The sequence below is a fragment of the Streptomyces sp. DS1-CR2 genome, from assembly GCF_055760475.1.
Map to the genome: position 1 here is coordinate 9,073,871 of NZ_CM147085.1, position 21,128 is coordinate 9,094,998.

Annotated in this window: 22 protein-coding genes and 1 pseudogene; 13 read left to right on the forward strand and 10 right to left on the reverse strand. The window is 68.8% G+C overall.

Annotated elements, in window-relative coordinates; all coding sequences use genetic code 11:
- Nucleotides 1-29: 29 nt before the first annotated feature.
- The 3 genes from ACY0PA_RS42635 to ACY0PA_RS42645 are packed head-to-tail and all read right to left on the reverse strand — an operon-like array spanning nucleotide 30 to nucleotide 2,703.
- Nucleotides 30-803 carry an amino acid ABC transporter ATP-binding protein gene (locus ACY0PA_RS42635; RefSeq protein WP_473082681.1) on the reverse strand — a complete coding sequence of 258 codons (774 nt, stop codon included), beginning with the start codon at nucleotides 801-803 and terminating at the stop codon, nucleotides 30-32.
- Nucleotides 800-1,753 carry an amino acid ABC transporter permease gene (locus ACY0PA_RS42640; RefSeq protein ID WP_473082682.1) on the reverse strand — a complete coding sequence of 318 codons (954 nt, stop codon included), beginning with the start codon at nucleotides 1,751-1,753 and terminating at the stop codon, nucleotides 800-802. Before ACY0PA_RS42640 ends, ACY0PA_RS42635 begins: the two co-directional genes overlap by 4 nt.
- The gene (locus ACY0PA_RS42645; RefSeq protein WP_473082683.1) at nucleotides 1,750-2,703 is read right to left on the reverse strand and encodes an ABC transporter substrate-binding protein; all 954 of its coding nucleotides are present in this window, start codon (nucleotides 2,701-2,703) and stop codon (nucleotides 1,750-1,752) included. Before ACY0PA_RS42645 ends, ACY0PA_RS42640 begins: the two co-directional genes overlap by 4 nt.
- A gap of 261 nt (nucleotides 2,704-2,964) precedes the next feature.
- Here ACY0PA_RS42645 and ACY0PA_RS42650 point away from each other — a divergent pair, with 261 nt between their 5' ends.
- Together ACY0PA_RS42650 and ACY0PA_RS42655 are read left to right on the forward strand one after the other, a co-directional pair.
- Complete coding sequence (locus ACY0PA_RS42650; RefSeq protein ID WP_383548191.1) at nucleotides 2,965-3,903, forward strand: LysR family transcriptional regulator; 939 nt, start codon at nucleotides 2,965-2,967, stop codon at nucleotides 3,901-3,903.
- Nucleotides 3,904-4,569: 666 nt separating this feature from the next.
- Nucleotides 4,570-5,385: a class I SAM-dependent methyltransferase gene (locus tag ACY0PA_RS42655; RefSeq protein ID WP_473086613.1), complete on the forward strand. Its 816-nt coding sequence runs from the start codon at nucleotides 4,570-4,572 to the stop codon at nucleotides 5,383-5,385.
- A gap of 412 nt (nucleotides 5,386-5,797) precedes the next feature.
- Here the strand turns inward: ACY0PA_RS42655 and ACY0PA_RS42660 are convergent, their stop codons facing one another.
- Entirely contained in the window at nucleotides 5,798-6,661 is an 864-nt protein-coding gene (locus ACY0PA_RS42660; protein ID WP_473082684.1) for a hypothetical protein, read from the reverse strand.
- Between the two features lie 711 nt (nucleotides 6,662-7,372).
- Here ACY0PA_RS42660 and ACY0PA_RS42665 point away from each other — a divergent pair.
- Nucleotides 7,373-7,651, forward strand: a complete 279-nt coding sequence (locus tag ACY0PA_RS42665) for a hypothetical protein (RefSeq protein WP_473082685.1) — start codon at nucleotides 7,373-7,375, stop codon at nucleotides 7,649-7,651.
- Nucleotides 7,652-7,747: 96 nt separating this feature from the next.
- Nucleotides 7,748-8,437 carry a restriction endonuclease gene (locus tag ACY0PA_RS42670; RefSeq protein WP_473082686.1) on the forward strand — a complete coding sequence of 230 codons (690 nt, stop codon included), beginning with the start codon at nucleotides 7,748-7,750 and terminating at the stop codon, nucleotides 8,435-8,437.
- 185 nt (nucleotides 8,438-8,622) lie between these two features.
- Here the strand turns inward: ACY0PA_RS42670 and ACY0PA_RS42675 are convergent, their stop codons facing one another.
- The gene (locus tag ACY0PA_RS42675) at nucleotides 8,623-9,873 is read right to left on the reverse strand and encodes an IS110 family RNA-guided transposase (RefSeq protein ID WP_383533997.1); all 1,251 of its coding nucleotides are present in this window, start codon (nucleotides 9,871-9,873) and stop codon (nucleotides 8,623-8,625) included.
- A 299-nt stretch (nucleotides 9,874-10,172) separates the two neighbouring features.
- Here ACY0PA_RS42675 and ACY0PA_RS42680 point away from each other — a divergent pair, with 299 nt between their 5' ends.
- The 5 genes from ACY0PA_RS42680 to ACY0PA_RS42700 all read left to right on the forward strand — a co-directional run bounded on the left by ACY0PA_RS42680 (nucleotide 10,173) and on the right by ACY0PA_RS42700 (nucleotide 14,246).
- Nucleotides 10,173-10,502, forward strand: coding sequence for a hypothetical protein (locus ACY0PA_RS42680; RefSeq protein WP_473082687.1), 330 nt, complete (start codon nucleotides 10,173-10,175; stop codon nucleotides 10,500-10,502).
- Nucleotides 10,503-10,511: 9 nt separating this feature from the next.
- Nucleotides 10,512-10,640, forward strand: coding sequence for a hypothetical protein (locus ACY0PA_RS42685; protein WP_473082688.1), 129 nt, complete (start codon nucleotides 10,512-10,514; stop codon nucleotides 10,638-10,640).
- A gap of 167 nt (nucleotides 10,641-10,807) precedes the next feature.
- Entirely contained in the window at nucleotides 10,808-11,422 is a 615-nt protein-coding gene (locus ACY0PA_RS42690; protein WP_473082689.1) for a DUF5753 domain-containing protein, read from the forward strand.
- Between the two features lie 177 nt (nucleotides 11,423-11,599).
- Nucleotides 11,600-12,286: a transcriptional repressor LexA gene (gene lexA / locus ACY0PA_RS42695; RefSeq protein WP_473082690.1), complete on the forward strand. Its 687-nt coding sequence runs from the start codon at nucleotides 11,600-11,602 to the stop codon at nucleotides 12,284-12,286.
- A gap of 247 nt (nucleotides 12,287-12,533) precedes the next feature.
- Entirely contained in the window at nucleotides 12,534-14,246 is a 1,713-nt protein-coding gene (locus ACY0PA_RS42700; protein ID WP_473082691.1) for an IS1634 family transposase, read from the forward strand.
- A 113-nt stretch (nucleotides 14,247-14,359) separates the two neighbouring features.
- Here the strand turns inward: ACY0PA_RS42700 and ACY0PA_RS42705 are convergent, their stop codons facing one another.
- Complete coding sequence (locus ACY0PA_RS42705; RefSeq protein ID WP_473082692.1) at nucleotides 14,360-14,986, reverse strand: DinB/UmuC family translesion DNA polymerase; 627 nt, start codon at nucleotides 14,984-14,986, stop codon at nucleotides 14,360-14,362.
- Between the two features lie 4 nt (nucleotides 14,987-14,990).
- On the opposite strand from ACY0PA_RS42705, the pseudogene ACY0PA_RS42710 reads away from it, so the two are divergent.
- The 3 genes and pseudogenes from ACY0PA_RS42710 to ACY0PA_RS42720 all read left to right on the forward strand — a co-directional run.
- Nucleotides 14,991-15,359, forward strand: a pseudogene (locus ACY0PA_RS42710) (ISL3 family transposase); the annotation flags it as partial.
- Between the two features lie 155 nt (nucleotides 15,360-15,514).
- On the forward strand, nucleotides 15,515-15,772 hold the full coding sequence (locus tag ACY0PA_RS42715; RefSeq protein ID WP_473082693.1) for a hypothetical protein: 258 nt from the start codon (nucleotides 15,515-15,517) through the stop codon (nucleotides 15,770-15,772).
- Between the two features lie 66 nt (nucleotides 15,773-15,838).
- Nucleotides 15,839-16,654 (forward strand): DUF6042 family protein, encoded by an 816-nt coding sequence (locus tag ACY0PA_RS42720; RefSeq protein WP_473082694.1) that lies wholly within the window; start codon nucleotides 15,839-15,841, stop codon nucleotides 16,652-16,654.
- Nucleotides 16,655-16,705: 51 nt separating this feature from the next.
- Here ACY0PA_RS42720 and ACY0PA_RS42725 read toward each other — a convergent pair whose 3' ends face one another.
- The 4 genes from ACY0PA_RS42725 to ACY0PA_RS42740 form a co-directional block, all read right to left on the reverse strand.
- Nucleotides 16,706-16,837 carry a hypothetical protein gene (locus ACY0PA_RS42725; RefSeq protein WP_473082695.1) on the reverse strand — a complete coding sequence of 44 codons (132 nt, stop codon included), beginning with the start codon at nucleotides 16,835-16,837 and terminating at the stop codon, nucleotides 16,706-16,708.
- A gap of 493 nt (nucleotides 16,838-17,330) precedes the next feature.
- A complete protein-coding gene (locus tag ACY0PA_RS42730; protein WP_473082696.1) occupies nucleotides 17,331-18,824 on the reverse strand; it encodes a SulP family inorganic anion transporter in 1,494 nt (497 codons plus the stop codon).
- Nucleotides 18,825-18,832: 8 nt separating this feature from the next.
- Nucleotides 18,833-19,414 (reverse strand): carbonic anhydrase, encoded by a 582-nt coding sequence (locus ACY0PA_RS42735; protein WP_398378166.1) that lies wholly within the window; start codon nucleotides 19,412-19,414, stop codon nucleotides 18,833-18,835.
- An 87-nt stretch (nucleotides 19,415-19,501) separates the two neighbouring features.
- The gene (locus tag ACY0PA_RS42740; RefSeq protein WP_473082697.1) at nucleotides 19,502-19,849 is read right to left on the reverse strand and encodes a hypothetical protein; all 348 of its coding nucleotides are present in this window, start codon (nucleotides 19,847-19,849) and stop codon (nucleotides 19,502-19,504) included.
- Between the two features lie 456 nt (nucleotides 19,850-20,305).
- On the opposite strand from ACY0PA_RS42740, the gene ACY0PA_RS42745 reads away from it, so the two are divergent.
- Complete coding sequence (locus ACY0PA_RS42745) at nucleotides 20,306-20,851, forward strand: hypothetical protein (RefSeq protein ID WP_473082698.1); 546 nt, start codon at nucleotides 20,306-20,308, stop codon at nucleotides 20,849-20,851.
- The last annotated feature ends 277 nt before the right edge of the window (nucleotides 20,852-21,128 follow it).

The window sequence follows — 21,128 nt, forward strand, 5'->3', positions numbered from 1 at the left end:
AGAGTGGGGGAGGCGTGGCGTGGGACCGGTCAGCGGACCTTGCCGAGGAACGCCCGAGTGCGCCCGTGGCGGGGGGAGCCGAGCACGTCCGACGGCGTGCCGGACTCGACGACGACACCGCCGTCCATGAACACGAGGGAGTCGCCGACCTCCCGCGCGAAGCCCATCTCGTGCGTGACGACGATCATCGTCATGCCGTCGTCGGCGAGGGCGCGCATCACGTCGAGGACCTCGCCCACGAGCTCGGGGTCGAGGGCGGAGGTGGGCTCGTCGAACAGCATCAGCTCGGGCCGCATCGCCAGAGCCCGGGCGATCGCCACGCGCTGCTGCTGACCGCCCGACAACTGCGAGGGGTAGGAGTGCGCGCGGTCGGCAAGTCCGACCCTGGCGAGGAGCGCCTGGGCCCGCTCCCTGGCCTCAACCTTGGACTCCTTCCTGACCTGCACCGGCGCCTCCATCACGTTCTGCAGCGCCGTCATGTGCGGGAACAGGTTGAACCGCTGGAAGACCATGCCGATGCCGCGCCTTTGGCGGGCCACCGCCGCGTCGTCCAGTTCGTGCACACGACCGTCGCGCTCCTCGTAACCGATCAGTTCGTCGCGTACGTACAGACGCCCCGCGTGGATGGTCTCCAAGCGATTGATGCAGCGCAGGAACGTGGACTTGCCGGAGCCGGACGGGCCGACCAGGCACATCACCTCGCCCGCCATGACGCTCAGGTCGATCCCCTTGAGCACCTCGGTCCTGCCGAAACTCTTGTGCACGCCCTCGGCGCGCACCATCGTCGCGGTGCTTGTCTTCATCGCTCCTCCAGAGGCGCGGGCCGGCGCGCGGCGAAGGTGGCGCGCACGCGCTGGAGCGGGGTGGGCGGCAGGTCACGGCTCGCCCCGCGCCCGTATCGGCGCTCCAGGTAGTACTGGCCGACGCTCAGGACCGACACGGCCAGCAGGTACCAGGCGCACGCAACGGTCAGCAGCGGGATCTGCTGGAAGTTGCGCGAGTAGATGGCCTGGATGGAGGTCAGCAGCTCGGGCACGGCGATCACCGAGACCAGTGACGTGGTCTTGAGCATGGAGATCACTTGGTTGCCGGTGGGCGGGATGATGATGCGCAGGGCCTGCGGCAGCACGATCCGGCGCAGGGTCTGACGATGCGTCATGCCGAGGGCGTTCGCCGCCTCCGACTGCCCGTCGTCCACGGAGGCGATGCCGGAGCGGACTATCTCCGCCATGTAGGCGGCCTCGTGCAGTCCGAGACCGAGCAGGGCCGCCGACGTCTGGGTCACCAGCCGGTTCGTGTCGAACTCCACGAACGTCGGCCCCCACGGCACGCCGAGCCCGACCTGGGGCACGACCGCGGCGAGGAAGTACCAGAACAGCAGCTGGACCAGGAGGGGTGTGCCGCGGAAGACCCAGATGTAGAGCCAGCTCAGGCGGGACAGCAGCGAGTTGTCCGACCTGCGCATCACAGCCAGGACGACACCGCCGACGATGCCGATCGCCATCGCGGCCGCCGTCAGCCAGAGCGTGGTGCCCAGACCCTCGAGGACGACGGGCGCGAAAAGGTGGTCGCCGACGGTCGCCCACTGCATGCGCGGGTTGGCGGCCCACCCTTGGAGCAGGAACACGAGGACGAAGGCCAGGGCGGCCGACGCGACCCAGCGGCCCGGACGGCGCAGCGGCACCGCGTCGATCTCCTTGCGGACCGCGGGCGTCTTCGCGATGCCGGTGCCGCGGAGAGTGGACTCGCTCATGTGGTGGCGCCGCCGTTCACCGTGGCGCGGTCCAGGGCGCCGGACTCGACGTCCCAGCGCTTGAGGATCTTCCCGTAGGTGCCGTTGTCCATCACCTTCTGGAGGGCCTGCCGCACCGCCTCGACCAGCTTCTTGTCCTGCTTGTTCACCAGGATTCCGTACGGCAGGAAGCGGTAGGGCTTGCCGACCTGCTTCATCTGGCCGTGGGACTGCTCGGCCTGGTAGGCGACGGTGGGCGTGCCGCCGACGAAGGCGTCTGCGCGACCGGTGGACAGGGCCTGGAAGCAGCCGACGGAGTCGGGGAAGACGAGCGGCTTCGCGGCCGGCTTGCCCGCGGCCTTGCACTTCTTGGCCTGCGCGTCCACGTCGTCGACCTGGGCGGTGCCGTTCTCCACGGCGGCCGTCCGCCCGCACAGGTCGCCGAGCGAGCCGATGGACTCGGCGTTCTTCTGCTGGACGAGGATGGCACTGCTGGTCTTGAAGTAGTCGACGAACGTGACGTGCTGCTGCCGTTCGGGCTTGTCCAGCATGGCCTGGATGGCGAGGTCGTAGCGGCGCGACTGTACGCCGCCGATGATGCTGTCGAAGCTGGCCTTGGAGAACTTCACCTTGACGCCGAGGACTTGGCCAACCGCCGTCATGAGCTCCGGTTCCATGCCGATCAGCGTCTTGTTGTCGGAGCCGAGGGACACCAGGGGCGGATAGTCGTCGCCCTCCGCCACGACCAGCTCACCGGAGTCGCGCACCTTCTGCGGCAGGAGTGCCGCGAGCTTCGCGTCCTTGCGCTGCGCGGCCGGGCCGGAGTCGGCAGCGGGCCCCTTGCCTCCCGCGTCGGCCGAGGGCGAGCCGCCACACGCCGCGAGCAGTGGAAGAAGTCCGGCCAGCGCCACAACGGCGGACGCGACGCGCTTCGACCGGCGGGCTCGGAGCCCCGGGAGCCGTATTTCCATGGCAGTGCCCTTCCCTGGGTCGGCCGGCCATGTCCTGGCCGGTCAATGCCGCTCAATCTGCGGCAGCGGGGACGGCAATACAAGATGAAGCAGAATGAACGTTGCCGCACACGTCGTTCAGCTGAACTGTTGCTCGTAGGGGAGACGATCTCCGTACCGACCTGCGGAGAATCAGTGGAAGGGTGGCCTCCACCTGCCCACAGGGAACCTTCCTGGATCGAACTCTGGCGGCGGCACCAGGCCGGTTGTTAAGTTCACCTGATGCTGACCCCGACGCAGTTGCAGGCGATCCGAGACGTGGTCGCCACCGGCTCACTGCGCACCGCCGCCCGCCGCCTCGGCTACTCACCGTCCGCGATCTCGCAGCAGATCGCCTCGGTCGAACGGGCCCTCGGTGTGCCCCTCTTCGAGCGGTCGCCGCGCAGTGTCCGGCCGACCGCCGCGGGTGCCCAACTCGCCCGCAGAGCCGTCAGATTGCTCGCCGATCTGGAGGCAGCCGAGGACGAGATGCGGTCCTTCGCGGCGGCCGAGCGCGGACGACTGCACCTCGGGAGCTTCTGGTCGGCAGGCTTCCGTCTGATGCCCGCGGTCCTCACCGACTTCCTGCGCGACCGCCCGCACGTCGACGTCCGCTACGAGGAGGGCGACCCACCCGTCACCCTGCCCGCCGTCGCCGAGGGCCGGCTCGACCTGGCGGTGATCTTCGAATACGGCACGGTGCCCCGCAACGACCCACCCGACCTGGAGCGCACCCTCATCCTCGAGGAGCCGCTGTACGTCCTCGTCCCCAAGAAACACCGCCTCGCCCGCCGCAAACGCATCCGGGTCGCCGACCTCTCGGCCGAGCGCTGGATCTGTTACCGCGAGGACACCGACGCGGCCCGCTCCTTGTTCCACATCTGCGCCGAGGGAGGCTTCCGCCCCGAGGTCATCTTCCGCACGAACGACTACAACCTGCCCTTCGAACTGGTACGGAACGGGCTCGGCGTCGCCATCGTGCCTGAACTCGCCCTGAGCAAGTCGGACGACGTACACCTCATCCGCCTCGCCAACCCCACCCATGTGCGCCGGGTGTTCGCCGTGCGCCGCGCGGGAGACCCGAACCCGTTCCTCGACCAGGCGGTCGCGGTACTGCGCACGGCGGCGGCCACGATCGACCGCGAGCTGTCACAGACGATCGACCCGCCGACGGCGGTGTAGCCGACGGGGGTGACAGGGTCTGGCGGCGGACACACGCAGCCTGCATCACCGCGAGAGTTGATGTGTGGGTGTGGGCGGCCGGCGCAAGGGGGGAGATGAGTGTCGTGGCCATCATCGCCTTGGTGGTCGTCGATTTGCCGGCACCACGGGGAGCGGCAGCGCAGACGGCTCCGGGAAGAAGGTGCCCCGGTCGACCGCCGTGTATCCGGTGAAGTTCCCGGACTGGGACAGGCCGCGGCCCCGGCCGACGCCGACGGTCTCGTACCCGATCCCGTGGGACCGGGGCCACTGAGTGAGGCACCACGCGACGGAGCAGGCCCCTGATTCTCCGGCCCCTGCTCCGTCAGGTGGTGCCCGGGGCGGGAGCCCGTGCTCCGACCGACCGCATAAGACAACGAGAGGGGGCTCAGCATGCCGGAGAGGAACCACGAGTTCGGCAAGTTCGGCGCGCAGGGCATCAAGGGTGGCGGCGGGAGCCGCATTTGTCGGCTCAGGAGGCCGTCAAGGGGAAGGCGCCTGTTCTTGCCCGTCATGACCAGTGCGGCGAGTGTGCGCGCATGACCGGCTGGCCGCGCATGAACCTTGCTCCACTCATCAGGCCCCTTGGAATCGATCATCTAGGCTGGCGCGGTGGCTGATGAGCAGGAGCGGGTGCAGCCGTCGGGAGTGTGGGCCACGGCGGTGGGGGCGGCCAGGGCGCGGGCGCTGGAGACCGAGCGGGAGAACGCACTGTTCCGCGACCCACTGGCACAGGCCTTCGCCACCGCCGGCGGCCTTTGGCCCTCCTCGCCGCCGCTGCCCGGTGACGAGGCCGCGCGACGCCGCCGGCTGGCCGTGTCGTTCTCCATCGTCATCAGGACGAAGTTCCTCGACGACCTGTTGCAGCAGGCCTCCGCGTCCGGGGTCCGGCAGGTCGTGCTGCTCGGCGCCGGCATGGACAGCCGGGCCTTCCGGATGGAGTGGCCCGAGGGCACCCGGCTGTTCGAGGTCGATACCGCCGCCCCACTGGACTTCAAGGCTTCGGTGCTGCGCCAGCAGCGGGCCGTCGCACGCTGCGAGCGGATCACCGTCGCGGTGGATCTGCGTGAGGACTGGCCAGGCGCGCTGGCCGCCGCAGGGCACGACCCGGCGGTGCCGACCGTGTGGATCGCCGAAGGACTGCTGATCTATCTGCCCGAGGACGCGGTGGAGCTGCTGCTGGCCCGGATCAGCGCGCAGTCGGCGGCAGGCAGTCGGATGGGACTGACGTTGGGCTCGCGCGGCGTGATCGAGCGCTTCGGCGCGGACGCCGTGCCGGGATCGGCGGCGTCCATGTGGGTCTCGGAGATGCCCGACGACCCGGTGGGCTGGCTGGCCGGGCACGGCTGGGAGGCCGACAGCCACACCCTGCGCGAGCGCGCTGCCGCCTACGGCCGCCCGATCAGCACCCCGCCGCAGCGCGAGGAGCGGCCCGGCGGACTGATATCGGCGGTCCGCCGGTAGAGCGCCTCCTCCCGGTTCCCTACCGAGGACGTAAGCAGCTGACCGGTGTCAGTTCGCATCGACATTTTCCGGCCCCGTGATCATCAAGTGCTGTCCGGACTCGGTGATAAACGGTGTCGCAACATCGCCGGGCCGCGCCCCCCGTCCCGGGTGGACCCGGCCATCGCGGAGGCAGTCGAGCGGCAGACCATCGCGATGCGGGAGCTCAGCCGCCGCGCGTTCCCCGAACCCGAGAGGGTGCCAGACGATGCGCCGACCGCGATCGAGGCGGCCCGCGTCCAGCGCCGCCGCCAGGGCGCGGCGACCGAGGCCGCCGCCCTTCGCCGGGCCCGCGCCGAACGGTCGGGAACCCCGTCTCCCGTGACCGCTCCCCGGTCGTTGGGGAGGACGGCGTAAGCGGCGCGGAGATGACTTAGCGGCCGAGGGCCTGTCGCACCGTCAGGTTGTGGTACTTCCGCAGCCGGTACAGCTCCCAGCACGACAACACCGTCACCGACACCGGGGCGCCCAGCAGGAACACGATCCGGGCAATGACGGGAACCTCGGCGTTCGCGTTGCTGATCACGTCGAGGGCGGCCATCACCCACACCAGCAAGGTGGCGAGGATCGGCGGCAGCACCTCGTGGATGTCGGCGGTGCGGAACACGTGCATGAGGCAGAGCGCGATCCCGTACAGGGCGAAGCCCACCGACGACGCGCAGAGGGTGATGAGAACGACCATGCCGGGGATCCCGATGGCGTCACGAAAGCCGGCGGCCGCCGGGTCGGGCGCGACGGCGAGGGGGAACGTGGCCATGGACCCCATCAGAGCCGCCACCGCTCCGAAAGACTTCAGGGACCGACGCAGGTAGAGCCTGCGCAGCGCACCCTGCGCGGCGAACGCGAACAGGACGATCACGAGCGGGAAGGCGCACACCAGGACGAGTGTGCTGGTCCAGCTCTGGTCGAACTTGTCGCCCGCGACTGTCTCGACGCCCTTGGCGGTGTCAACCGGCTGGTACGACATGACCAGCACGAGCCACGCAACGATGCCGAGCCCGGTCCGCCACATCTGGATCTTGCCCACCGTCAGGTCCTCGACGACGTCCGGGCGCGAGGGGCGGAAGGCCCGCTGGGCGGCGTAGAACGGGTTGTAGACGCACTTGAGAATCCGCTGCCCGCGCGTCAGCGGCGGCCGGGGCGGGCGCGGGAACGGCAGCTGCGGACCGCCACCGGGCGGCTGTGGCGGGTACGGGCCCCAGCTCTGCGGATACCCCGGGTACCCCTGCGGCGGCACGGGCGCGGGCTGCGGCGGGTAGGGCCTTACCCCGGGACCTCCGGCCCCGGGGTAGGGCTGATTGCCGGGACCTGGGCCCGGCTGCCCACCGGGGCCGGGTCCGCCCGCCGGACCCCAGTAACCATTGCCACTCATGCCGCGCCCCCGATGTTTTGGTCTGTGCCGTGCGCGGCGCGGCACGAAACCGCCCGCTCAACGTGCGGCGTGATCCTACCCATCGCGGAGGCCGAGAAGTGCACGTCATTCCGGAGCGTTTGAGGCCCTGTCGGCCTCGGTCGACCGGTGAGCGTCCGGCGGTCTGGCTACGCGCTCTTGTTGCCACCCGACGTCCTGCCACGCGCCGCACGGACTGGCGCCCGCAAAGTGCTCGCCGAGGACCAAATCTGCACAACGGAGTCGGCGACCTCGCCTGAGGTGAAGCCGCCGTTCTACGAGCGGACGTCGGTCTTGTCTTCGGTTCGGTTGCGGAGTCTCACCGTCTTCTGTCGGCGGGCCGCCCCGAATCTGCGTCATGACGTATTCGGCTGATTCCGCTCGCCGCGTCGCGTGAACGGCCTGGTCGCCAGCTCCCGACGCCGTCGCTCAACAGGCGCCTGAGTCTCATTCCCGCTGCATCCGGCGGTGCCTTGTGCAACCCGTTGTCAGTGACAGGTGGTGTCCTCATCCCAACGGGCCCTCAACAGGGCCGAGTTGGTTGGGAGGAGTGCGCATATGCCCTGGGTGGAGGAGCACGAGCGTGGCGGCATGCGAGTACGCCGGTACTTCCGGTGGGCACCGGGAGCGCGGCGGGACCTGTCGATCTTGGTCGTCCTGGGGATCGCGGTCGCGGGCTACGTCGGGACAACCGGTGCGGCCGACGGCGGTGGGCCGGGCCGAGCGCCGAGGCCGACACCGGCAGCCAGGTACCCGGTGCACTTCGAGGGCTGGGACGACCCGAAGCCCGCGCCGCGGCCGACGGTCTCATATCCGATCCGGTTCGACCGCGGCTGAGTAATGAGGCGTGCCCCGCGGAGAGGAGGCCCTCTTGCCGGGGCCGAGCAGGGCTTTCACACTGCGGACCACGGGCGTAGGGGGAGTGGGGAAGTGATGGCAGCACGACGACGGCGGCGGCGCTTACGAAAGCGGACGCGCAGCCAGGTACAGGGCTGGGGCATCGTGGCGGCACTGGCCGCGGCGGTGTGGGTGGCCGGGAACTGGACGACGCTCTGGCCCATCCTGCTGACTGTTTTCGCCACTTCCGTGGTGGGCGTGGCCGGCTGGATGCTGTGGCGCGCACACCACCGTGCGGTCGGCGAGGACCGCCAGTGGCGCGCACAGGTGGAGGCGAAAGCACGAGAGTTGTCGATGACGGAGGTCGACGCCCTGTCGTGGCAGGACTTTGAGCGCTACGTCGCGGACCTGTGCCGGCGGGACGGATGCTCAGGAGTCGTTGTCAGCGGCAGGAGCGGTGACCTGGGCGCCGATGTCGTCGGCTACCTCACCGATGGCCGCAAACTGGTGATCCAGTGTAAGAAGTACGCGCCTCAGCGCAGCGTGTCCTCGCACGACATGCAGAAGTTCGTCGGCACCGCCCGCCCCGAACACGGCGCGGATGTGGCCCTGTTCGTCACCACCTGCCGCTCGTTCACCAGGGACGCGCAGGGTCTGGCCCTGCGGCAGAACATCGTTGCTGTGCACCGGGACCTGCTGGGGGCGTGGGTCAAGGGTGCCCATCTGGAGACGTTGATCCCGCTCAATGGGCGTGGCAACGGCACGACGCGACGTGCTCCCGCCTGAGCGCTGAGACAGCCCTAGACGTACAAGGAGACCTCGTGCCGACGATCACCCAGCTCTGCGGAGCCCGGAACCTCACCTCGCTGCGCACTCCGCTGACGCGTAAATACGTGCATGTGGGGAGGGATTCGGGCAGCGCGACGTGCTCGGCGGCCATGTGCTGGCTGTCGAGTCTTGGTGTGCCGGGGTCAGCCTGCGGTGTCGAGCGGGTTGAGGGTCACGCGGTAGCCGAGTTGGTTGAGTTGGGTGATCGCGCGGCGGGTGGAGCGTTCGGGGTCGCGTTGGGTGAAGTAGGTCCCGCCGAGCTCGTTGTACGGCTTGGCGTCGGTGAGCATGTGCCAGATCGCGATGATGATCGAGTGCTCGACGGCGACGAGGGCCTTCATCATGCCGCGGCGGGCGGTGAGCCGTTTGTAGCGGGCCTGGAGGTAGGTGTCCTTGGTGCGTACGGCGCCGAAGGCGGCCAGCCCGAGCGCGCCTTTGAGGTGCGGGTTGCCGGGGCGGACCTTGGTGCTCTTGGTCCGGCCGGCCGAGGAGTGGTGGCCGGGGCATACCCCGGCCCAGGAAGCCAGGTGCTTGTCGCTGGCGAAGCGGCTCATGTCGCCGCCGGTCTCCGCAATGATCACTTCGGCGACGGCCTGGTTGATTCCGGGGATGGTGTCGAGGAGCTCCAGGACGGGACGAAAGGGCGACATCGCCGCCTCGATCCGTTCGTTCAACTGCCCGATGGCCTCGGTGAGCTGGTCGTACTGATGCAGATGCAGGCGGGCCAGGAATCCGTGATGCTCGCGGAAGCGTCCGGTCAGCGCCTCGGTCAGCTCGGGAATCTTGCTGCGCATCCGGCGCTTGGCCAGCTCGGCCAGTACCTGCGGGTCCCGCTCGCCGGCGATCAGTGCCTCCAGCATGGCCCGGCCGGAGACGCCCATGATGTCCGCGGCCACCGAGGAGAGCTTGATGCCGGAGTCCTCCAGCATCTTCTCCAGCCGCTGGACGATCTGCCCGCGCGTGCGGGTCATCTGGGTCCGGGCACGGGTCAGGTCCCGCAGCTCGCGCACCGGCTGCGGCGGCACGAACGAGGCCCGCACCAACCCGTGAGCTCCGAGCTGCGCCAGCCAAGCCGCGTCCGAGACATCCGTCTTACGGCCGGGCAGATTCTTGACCTCCCGGGCGTTGACCAGAACCACGTTCAGGCCCGTGCCTTCGGCGAGGAGATAGTAGAAGGGCTTCCAGTAGTCGCTGGTCGCCTCCATCACCACCAGCGTGACGCCGGCCTGGAGCAGGTGGTCCCGCAGCTCCAGCACGGCGTTCGTGGTGGCGCCCCAGGTTGTGGTCACGGTCGTGAAAGACCCCCGGCGCTTCTGACTCGGCGTGCGTACACAGACCTTGGCATCACGCTTGCTGATGTCCATCCCCGCGCACCGCTCATGCAGTACATCCACGTTCGTGCTCCTTCCCGGACGAGATCCAGCCCAGCGGGCCGCCCGCTCCGGGAGGGACAGGGCAAGTACAGGAATCTGACGCCCGTGCTCACAGCAACACTCCACGGTTCCCGTGGACGTCCCTCAGCACCATGCTGACCAACGAGCTGCACACATCACAGAGGCACCGGTTTCGACCGGAACAGACGACCCCAACCAGGATCTCGACACCGCCACCGCGACAGCAGAGCGCGCCAGAAGCACCACAGCGCGCCGAGAACATTTACCACGCCCCCGGCGCGCACCGAAGGTGCGCTGGGTTGCTGACCTGCAAATCGACATCGACCCTCGTGCGCCAGGGCCCGTCTACAAAGCCGAGCGGAGCGCCGGCCTGGCTGCTGTTCCTGTGCATCGAGCACGCCCAGGCCTTACCCAACTGGCCCGGCGCCCCAGCCGATCGCGATGACCCGCCCAGGATGACCTGCGGCGTGGTACTCGACTTCCGCAGCACCGACCAGGTGCTGCAATCGCATGCCGACCTCTGGCTCACCCCCCTCACCGGCGTCGACCCGAATATGTACATCACCGCCGACAAACGGGCCGACGTTCTGGTCCAGGCGCACCGCGCCCTGGCAGCGCAGCCAGAGTGAGCCGGAGTCGTGAATGAATTGCTGAACAGCTTGCTGATGATGCTCGGGATCGCAGTCGAGAACGTGGCGATGGGTGAGCTCTACCAGGCCACCGCGCCACTCGCGTTCTGCGAGACCCTCTTCCCGAGGTTGCTGTAGCCGCTTGCCCCGGCACCTCCGGCCGCAGCATTTGCACGCCGCCCTGTTCGAGAGCCGACCGCTACGAGGTCGTTGACCGACATCTCCCTCGACGAGACCAGCGAGCACGGGGGATGCTCACGGCGACCTGCCCAGGACCGCACGCCGTCACCCCAAGGGAGTCCGTCATGAGCGTTGACCAGCACGAGCACACCCCGTGGGCTCAGCTGCTTTCCGAGGGCCTGGACACGGTGCAGAGCAGCTACTTGGAGCGCTACCGCGCCTCCCGCCACGGTGAGCACTACTGCGCCGACGTCATCTGGGGCAACCTCCAAACCGAAGGCTACGCCCGCGCCATGCTCACACTCGTGGCCGAGTTTCACGGTCGTCACGACACCATCGAGGAGGCTGTAGCCGCCCGCACGGCCCGTACCGCGCTCATCGGCCGGGACGGGCGCACCAGCCACTTGATCCTCGGCGAGCAAGCCTTGCGGACGAACATCGGCGGCAGCACCGTGATGCGCGACCAACTGGACGCCCTCATCGACATGTTCGACCGCCAGAGCTTGACGATCGGGGTCATCCCCGCGCGGGCGCCCATGGTCTGTGTGCCGTCAACCTCGTTCACCGTTCTCGACAGTGCGAGCGTGGATGTGGAGACGGTCTCCGCCTCCCTTGTGATCACCGACGCCGACGAGATCGCCGCCTACCAGCGGCGATTCCAACTCCTGCATTCCATGGCCGTCTACAGGCAGCAGGCCCGCGACCTTATCGCAGCCGAACGCGCCGCCCTTGGCAGATAACACAGCAAAGAGTCCCGCCTGACATCTATGGGGTCTCGGCGACCGCGGCGATGCTGACCCATCACGGGGCAGACAGCAGGCTGGTGCAGCCGGTAATTCCGGCCGTGTTCCGTCTGTGGTGGTTGACGGGTTAGTGTCCCCAAAAGCAAGATCCCGCCCCAGGGGGAGCTCAACCACATGCACGCAGTTGAATCAGCCGGCCGGGCCGGGCGGCCGCCCGGCGGTGGGATCAATGCCGAAGGACTCACTGACCGCCAGGCCGCGATCGTTGCCTTCATCGAGCGGGAGGTCGAGCGCCAGGGCTACCCGCCGTCCATGAGGGAGATCGGCCAGGCGGTCAGTCTCAAGAGCACGTCATCGGTCGCGCATCAGGTGATGGCCCTCGAGCGTAAAGGCGTGCTCTACCGCGACCCCCACCGCCCGCGCGCCTATCGCGTTCGTCCGCGTCATACCGGTGCACTTCACGACGCCGTAGCGCCAGATGCGCCCGAGGTGGCTCAGGTGCCGCTGGTGGGCAGGATCGCCGCTGGCACGCCGATCCTCGCCGAGGAAGCGGTCGAGGACGTCCTGGTGCTTCCGCGGCAGCTGGTCGGCGAGGGGCAGCTGTTCGCGCTGAGAGTTGTCGGGGACAGCATGATCGACGCGGCTATCTGCGAGGGCGATATTGTCACGGTTCGCCGCCAGGATTCCGCTGATCACGGCGACGTAGTCGCCGCGCTGCTGGACGGCGAGGCAACCATCAAGCGCCTGCGTCGGGAAGACGGCCGGGTGTGGCTGATGCCCCACAACTCAGCCTATGAGCCGATCCCCGGCGACGACGCAGCCATCCTCGGCAAGGTCGTTGCTGTACTCCGCACCATCTGACGGCCTGCGGTTGCCCACCGGCCGTACAACGCCGTACAGCCTTGCAAGCAGCACTCAGCCCCCGAACAAGCCAAGGAGAGGGCCCTCACTCCCGGGTTCGACGTAATTCGCGGGTTCTAGAGGTCCCGCAGGGGTGAACGCGCAGGTCACCGTGTCGCGATGGGCGTAGACGCCCGAGAATGCCTAGAGACGCGATTTTCTTGATTCGCCTGCGCTGGCTTGTTGCTTCGGCCTATGGTCTGGAGCCGTGTACGTGAAGACGACGAAGCGGGAGAACAAGTCCGGCACGGTCCGGTACCTGCACCTCGCCCACAACGAGTGGGATCCGGTGAAGGGCCGGGCGGTGCCGAAGGTGCTGTTCACCTTCGGCCGCGAGGATGACCTGGACCGCGACGCGGTCAGGCGCCTGGTCGCGTCTCTATCGAAGCTCCTGGAGCCGGGTGACGCGCTGGCCGCGACCGCCGCCTCGGACCTGGAGTTTGTCTCCTCGGTGCCGTTCGGCGGCGCCTACGCGCTCGACCAGCTGTGGCGCCGGCTGCGGATCGACCAGATCGTGGCCCGGGTCGGGCAGCCCAAACGGGGTCGCCGCCGCGACATGACCGCGACCGAGCGGGTCCTGTTCGCCCTGGTCGCCAACCGCGCACTGGCCCCGTCCTCCAAGCTCGCCCCGGCGGACTGGATCACGAACGACGTGCACATCGACGGCCTCGCGGAGACCGGCGAACAGACCTGTTACCGGGCGATGGACTGGTTGCACGAGGTGAAGGACGACCTGGAGAAGCAGGTCTTCGACGAGGTCGCGAACCTGCTGAACCTGGAGGTGGACCTGCTGTTCTTCGACACCACCAGCACCTACTTCGAGCTGGAGGAGCCCGACGAGCCCGTCGCCCGCGACGACGCAGGCCGCCGCCTGGACGCCGACGACACCGGCGGCGACGCGAAGCAGGCCGGGTTCCGGACCTACGGCAAGTCGAAGGACTCCCGCGACGACCTGCCGCAGATCGTGATCGGCATGGCGGTCACCAGGGACGGGATCCCGGTCCGCTGCTGGTGCTGGCCGGGCAACGCCTCCGACCAGACCCTGATCCGCCAGGTCAAGGACGAGATGCGGGACTGGACCCTCTCCAAGATCGTGTGGGTGGCCGACCGCGGCTTCTCCTCCGCCGAGAACCGCCGCTACCTGCGCAAGGGCGACCACGCCTACATCATCGGCGAGAAGCTCCGCTCCGGAAGCCCCGAGGCGCAGGCCGCCCTGTCCCGCCAGGGCCGCTACCAGGACGTCGGCGAGAACATGCGCGTCAAGGAGGTGCGGATATCCGACACCGACCGGTTCGTCATCTGTCACAACCCCGAAGCGGCCGAGCGCGACCGGCACATGCGCGAACAACTCGTCGCCCAGCTGGCCGACTTGATCGCCGACACCGACAAGCTCAGCGACTTCAAGCGAGGCGAACTACGCGGACGGATCGCCGACAAGCCCGGCCTGAACCGCTACCTTCGCGCCACCCCGGCCGGCAAGCTCCGCATCGACCAGGCGAAGATCAAGGCCGAGGAGAACCTCGACGGGAAGTACCTCCTGCGCTGCTCGGACCTCCACCTGAGCGCCGAGGACATCGCCCTGGGCTACAAGCAACTGCTCGAAGTCGAGCGCGGCTGGCGCGACATGAAGCAGATCATCGACCTGCGGCCCGTCTACCACCGACTCGAAGAACGCATCCGAGCCCACGTCATCCTCTGCTGGCTCGCCCTCCTGCTGATCCGCATCACCGAGACCACCACCGGCAACACCTGGCCCCACATCCGACGCGAGCTCGACCGCCTCCATCTGGGCACCTTCACCGGCCCCGCCGGAACCTTCCAGCAGGTCACCGCCCTGACGAAGCCCCAGCGAGACCTGCTCGCGAAGCTGCAGATCCCCGCCCCCAAGCAGGTCATCGCCCTTCAGCCCGCATCCCGCTGACCAGCCAAAACGCGACCGCCTAGAGAAACGCCCTCCAGGCGGCCACACCCACGTCCGCCCAGGTCAGACCACAGATTCGATCCTCCAGGCCGCCGAATTACGTCGAACCCCGGTCACTCATACGCGGGGGAACGTCGGGGTGCCACATCAGGTCGGGGGACAGCAAGGAGTCGCTCTCCGTGGGGGTGGGGGCGCTCGCCCCTCCTCCACCGCAAATGTGGAGTCCGAGGTGTCGAGGAGGAGCTGGCGGTGGGCGTGTTCCGCGGGCGCCCAAGTTGTTCCGCACGTAGAGAGAGTTGAGTGACGCGGGCGCGCTGCAAGGCGAACGACTCGTACAGGTCGGTGCTGGTGCGGGCGAGGGCGAGGGAGTGGCTGCTGGCCTCGGATAGCGTGCGGCTGCGGGTGGTGGAAGAGCCGTCGGCGTAGCGGGCGGTGAGCGTGAGCCCGCGGCATACCTCGTGTGAGATGCGAAGCCGCTGGCCGAGGTCCTCGGCCAGGCCGAGCAAGGCGCGCCGGTGTTCGTGCGGGTTGAGTTCGTCGCGGTCGAAGCGGTGGCTGGCACCGGTGGAGCGGACGAGGGCAGTGCGCTGGACGGGCCGTTCGTCGACCCCACGCGCTCGGCTGGTCAGCGTGCGTGCGGCGTGGGAGCCCAGGAGGCGGGCGAGTGCTGGTTCGGGGGCGTCGGCGAGCTGTCCGATCGTGGTGATGCCGAACCGGGCCAGCGATTTGGTGGTCGCCACTCGCTGGATCCTCACACACCCCGACGCTCTCCCCGAAGGCGACCGGCTCCAGCTCAAGTCCGTGCTGTCCAACTGCCCTGAGCTGACGACACTTTCCGAGCACGTGCGCGTGTTCGCCCACATGGTCACCCAGCTACAAGGCGACCAGCTCCCGGAGTGGATCGACTCCGCGAGGGCCACCGCCGACCTTCCCAGCCTCAGCCGCTTCGCACAGCACCTCGAACGCGACCTTGACGCCGTCATCGCCGGCCTCTCGCAGCACTGGAACTCCGGTGTCGTCGAAGGCCATGTCAACCGGATCAAGATGCTCAAGCGTCAAATGTTCGGCCGCGCAGGATTCGAACTCCTCCGCAAGCGCGTCCTATTGGCGTGACCGAGCGTCACCGCACCACACGAAGTGGACCAGAGCCGTTAAAAGTGAACGAAGCCACCGGTCCAACAGCCCCACGACCTCAACGTCACAAGCCTCAAAGGCGGTTGAACCAGAGCAGGGGGAACACAACTGAGGTTCTGCTGTACACCAGAACCATGAAGACCCAAGAAGCGTTCTGTGTGCGATGCGGCAGCGCAGACACCCGAGTGACCCGCACCGACGACACCAGCGCGGACGGCACATGTCCCCGCTGTGACAAGCCCTTCCACGCCACCCCGTGCCAGAATTGCGGCGGCTTCCGCATCGACGGCTCCTTCGGAGTCTCCGGCACCCGGTTCGAGAACCTCCCCGAGACCGTGAAGTGCTGGGACTGCGGCCACCGCAACCCGCTGCGCGACCCCGGACCAGAGTAGGGACGCGCCCCGCACTCCAGTGCGTACGCTGCGAGCGTTCGGCCGTCTTTCAAGGAAGAGTTGCGGATGACTGAGAACCCGTACCTGCCCGGGCCGCGCCGGGACATGGCGATGCACAACGACTGGTGGGCCTCCGGCTGGGACCACGTCCTGCCCCGCCAAGGCTTCCCGCTGACGATGCTGATCGGGACAGCGAGCCAGCCCGGCTTCACCGGCTCCCTGGACGACCTCCTGCAGGAGGTCTTCGAAGGACACTGGGACATGATCGGCGGCGACCTCGACGGCGCGCTCACGTTCTCGTGGCCCGACGAGGAATGGGACTACGACGAGGCGCCGGAGGGACGCGAAGCATCCGAGGCCAACCGCTGGGAGACGTTCGGCACCATGCTCACAGCCGCCGGGTTTTCGGTGCCCACGACCGTGCGGGACCTGTCCGAGCTCTATCTGACGTGGGGCCTGGCGTTCCGCGAGGAGACGCCGGACGGCACCCGATGGTCAATGCCCGCCGCGCTGCCGCTGCCCGGTGACCTGCTGCCTCTGGACGCCGACCTCGCCAAACGGCTCGACTGGATCCGGTGGACGATGCGCACCGGCCCGCTCGTCGACGGCCTCATCACGTACCTGGTCAATGATCTGGGCGAGCCGCAGGAGGTGCTCACTTCCCTGGACCGCCTGGCGGCTGCCACAGGTCGGGATGTCAATGATGTCCGCATCGCCCTTGCGGAACTCGTTGAGGCTGGCGACGCCCAGGCGCAGCGAGGGCAGAAGCAGGCCGACGCGGAACGGCTGGAGGCGCATCAGCGCTTCCGCCTGGTCATGGACTGGGATCACTTCCACGAGACCCGGATGCGGCTGAGCGTAGAACCGACGGCGCGTGACTGAGGTCGTGCCGGCCGGCACGGCTAGGGACGGTGATCTGCGCAGAGCGACCGCTCAAGCGGCATGATCCGCCGGGCGTACGCCTGCCTTCACGTCCCACCTCACCTGCTCGATGGTGTCGGCCCGCACCATCCGCACACCCAGGGCCTCGCTGTGCAGTTCCACCCACACGTCCGTGACGGCCATCAGCCCTCCTGCCCTCCCGGGGGCCGGGGCTTCGTGGTGTGCGCTCTCAGTACAAGGGCGGAACCGTCAGCCACCGCTTGATCAATACGGCGGGAGGGGCAACAGGCCCGTACGGAGCGATCGCCAGGGAAACGGCCTCCGCCAACTCGTCGATGGAACTCACGAGATGAGCGGGCGGAGTGATCCACACCCGAGGTGCGGCGTCCGGCCCGTCCTGGTTATGGATCAGCTGCGCGTACAGGTGGACCTGCCCGCTCGGGTCGCTTTCGTAGCCCCAGGTGCTGAACTTTTGCCACCTCCACCTGCGCCGAACTCCCCGCCCAGCGCTGACCGTATGGGCGGTTGCGGCGCCGTGCCGCGATGACACCCCACCGCACCTGCCCAAAGGCAAGCCCCGCGGTCGCCTACAGGGCGGCATGTCGCCCTGTAGGCATGCGAAAGGCCCCGACTCCCGTGTCGCGCACGGGAGTCGGGGCCCGGTGGAGAGCGGCCGTCAGGCCGCGGTGGTGACCTTCACCGGTTCGGTCTCCGCCGTACTATGCCGTTCGGCCCAGTTCTCCAGGGCCGTGCGGCACGCATGGTCCAGGTGGTGGACTCCCGTCAGGTTGAGCTCGACCGGGTGGGTCTGCGGCAGCGCCTCGAGGCTGTCGAGGATCTTCGGCAGCTTCAGGAACGTCGCGTTGCCCGTCAGGTGGGCCTGGATCGGGCCCGCCCCCTTGTCGGCGACCTCCAGCTTGACGTGCGAGGCGTCCCACGCGGTCTTCACGATCGCCAGGGCGAGGCCGATGAGCACGCCCTCGAACATGCTGATCGCCACGATCGACACCGCGGTGACGACGAGGATCAGCGCCTCACCGCGGTGCTCGCGCCACAGCCCCACCAGCGCCCGTGCGGGAACCAGCTTGGCCCCGGCGTGCACAAGGACGCCGGCGAGCGCCGGGATCGGGATGTAGGCGAGCAGCGCCGGCAGCAGCGCCGCGAACAGCAGCAGCCAGACGCCGTGCATGATCCGCGAGGCCTTTGTCTTCGCCCCGGCCTGCACGTTCGCCGAGCTGCGCACGATCACCGCGGTCATCGGCAGCGCGCCGAGCACACCGCAGACCGCGTTGCCCGCGCCCTGCGCGAGCAGTTCCTTGTCGTACTCGGTACGCGGACCGTCGTGCATCCGGTCCACGGCCGCCGCGCTGAACAGCGACTCGGCGGACGCGATCAGTGTGAACGCGATGATCGTGCCGAGCACACCGATGCCGAGCGAGCCGAACGCGTCGAGCGGCGGCGGCTGGATCGAGCCGAGCAGGCCGTTGACCTCGACCATGGCGACCGGTGCGTCGAACACGAACGCCGCGAGCATCGCGAGGCCCACCGCGGCCAGCGGTCCCGGCACGACCCGCACACGCCGCGGCATGTGCTTCCACAGCACCAGGACGGCTATCGTGCCGGCGCCCAGGGCGAGCGAGACCAGCGCACGCGTGCTGCCGAGCGCCTCGAACAGCGCTGCCGGCAGCCCGGCCATCTTGCCGAGCCCCGACTCGGGGGCCTTGGCGTCGACGACCGAGTACATCTGGCCTGCGATCAGGACCAGGCCGATGCCCGCGAGCATGCCCTCGACGACCGAGACCGAGATGGCCCGGAAGTAGCGGCCGACCTTGAGTGCGCCCATCGCGATCTGCAGCACGCCGGTGGCCAGCACGATCACGCCGAGCGCCGGCAGGCCGAACTCGCGCACCGCCTCGAAGACAAGCACGGTGAGACCGGCGGCGGGGCCGGACACCTGGAGGCTGCTGCCCCGCATGAAGCCGGTGACGAGGCCGCCGACGATGCCGGTGATCAGGCCGAGTTCGGCCGGCACCCCGGAGGCGACGGCCACGCCGACGCACAGCGGCAGCGCGACGAGGAACACGACGAGCGAAGCGGTGAAGTCCGCCTTGAGGTGCGGGAACCGGGGTGTGGGGGTGGGTATTTCGGAGTGGGGGGTGGAGTCGGTCATGGCGGCGCTCACAGAATCTCGAAGGCGTCGGTGCCGGCACGGTGCTCGCGTACGCCGCCGGTGTGTACCTCGTAGTACCAGCCGCGCAGCGTGAGGCGGCCGTCGGCAAGCCGCTTCTCGACGCACGGGTACGAGCGCAGGCGCAGCAGCTGGGCGAGGACGTGTTGTTGGACCGCGGAGGCGACCGTCACATCGGACGGATCGCACTCGCCGGGCTCGTCGGCCGCGTGCGCGAGCCAGTCCCGCACGGCGGGCACGGCGGCCAGGTCGTCGCCGCGGACCAGGGCGCCGACCGCGCCGCAGTGCGAGTGACCGCACACGACGATGTCCTGGACACCGAGGACTTCCACGGCGTACTCGATGGTGGCCCGCTCCCCGCTGGGGCTGCCGCTGGTGTACGGGGGGACGATGTTGCCCGCGGTGCGGAGCTCGAACAGCTCGCCGGGGCGGGCGCCCGTGATCAGGGCCGGGACGACGCGGGAGTCGGAGCAGGTGATGAACAACACCTGAGGTGACTGACCGGCCGCGTGGCTGGCGAACTCCTCAGGGCGCGAGCCGAACGTTCGGGCGTTGTCGATGAGGGGCTGCATATGTGGTGATTCCTCCTGGCGCGCGGCAGGGGCGCGTCGGACGTGCAGGATCGGACGTGTAGGACAGGTGGGAACTTCTGTCCGAACTCAGCAGCGGAAGACCTGAAGTCTCGCCGCCGTCAGCTCGTCGATGGATCTGTCCGGGTGGAGGTAGGAGGCGTGAGGCAGGGCGGTCGCCGGTGCGGCGGTGTCGGGCGCGGGTGACGCGGCACGGGGGTGGGGCAGCGGGGTCGATCCCGATGTCGTTAGCTGCCGGTTCCGACTGCGTATCGCCTCGAGCTGTCCCTCGGGCCCCGAGTCGTCGCCGTGGCAGGCCTTCGGCTCGACCGACGCCGACGCCACCGCGGCGGTGTGTGCGGGCGCGAACTGATGGGTGGACGCGAGCAGCGGCAGCGCCAGCAGCGCGGCGACCGCAAGGGTCACCGCCGCTCGCATCCTGCCACCTCGGGACATGTCTCCCCCTCGCGCGCCCTCACCAAGAGTTCGCCATCATACGGTCAACTGAAGGTCAAGGGCCAGATTAACTATGCAAAGGTGTCCGGCGAGTTAACTCGGCGTTGCCGGGCACACGATGAGTGAAAGGTGCGGGTGATTTGGCCGGAACGCCCCCATGGGGTCGCGATCCGACCTGGCTGCCGCAGCAGCCATCGTTGCCAGCCACCCGACCGCACACGCCGGCAAGACCTATGACCTGGTCGGCGACCCGATCACCGCCGCGAAGTTCGACAAGTACGCCCGGTTCTTTCAGCGGAAGGAGACGGACACCGACGGCATCGAGAAACCGATGTGGCGCACCCGCTGGTCCGCACCCGCCTGGGAGGGGTACGAGCGGGTGCACCCGCCGGTCCTGCTTGTCTTCTTCAGGTCGGCAAGCGCTCCGCGAAGAGCCAGATGGAGAGGGTCGCCGACCTCACCCGCCACTACTGGCAGGGCCGGTGGCATAGCGGGGGCGGCTTCCACTCCTACGACGGCTGCATCCCCATCGTGGCGACCATGCTGGAGCTGCTGCGCGAGCACGGACCGGCCGGGCCCGCGTTCTGGCGCTTCGGCCGCAAGGAGCGACAGCCGCTGTTGGACGCGATCGGCAACCCTCGCCGGGAGGCCGCCCTCGCCCGCAGCCGCCAAGCCGCGCGGGAAGAGGAACAGCGCCGCGCGGAGCGGGAAGCTGCGGAGCGGGAGGCACAGCGGCCGGTGTGCGTGGACTGCGGGCGGAAGTTCACCGACGACCGGTTGGAGGCGGTCGACTTCCGGAACTGGCAAAACCTCGAGTCGCACCCGCACCTGTGCGAGGACTGCCAGAGCCGGGCCGTCGCAGTCGAGCAGCAGGCCGAAGCCGACGAACGCGACCGGCAGGAGCAGGAGCGCCTGCGCCAGGAGCAGGAAGCCGCGCAGGCAGCGCAGAAGGCCGGCGGCTGGCTCTCCCGCTTCCGCGCCTGACTCCGGCAGGCCGTGGCGACCGGCCAGGAGGCAAGCCCAAGGAGGCCCTGGGCAAGCCCGCGTTGTTGGTGGCGCGGCCGGGTGCGACTCCATCCCCAATGGGTCAAGCCACCTCAGCCACCAGCGGGTTCACCGGGCTCGACAGCTGCCATCCCGGCTTAACTACGCGGAATTGCTTCTAAATGCATCGGTGTTGCGGTCTTGAGGTCTGGCCTTCGGATCTGTTCTTCGGCAGCGGACGGGGGCAGCACGCGGACGGCCCCGAACTCTCCCGTGG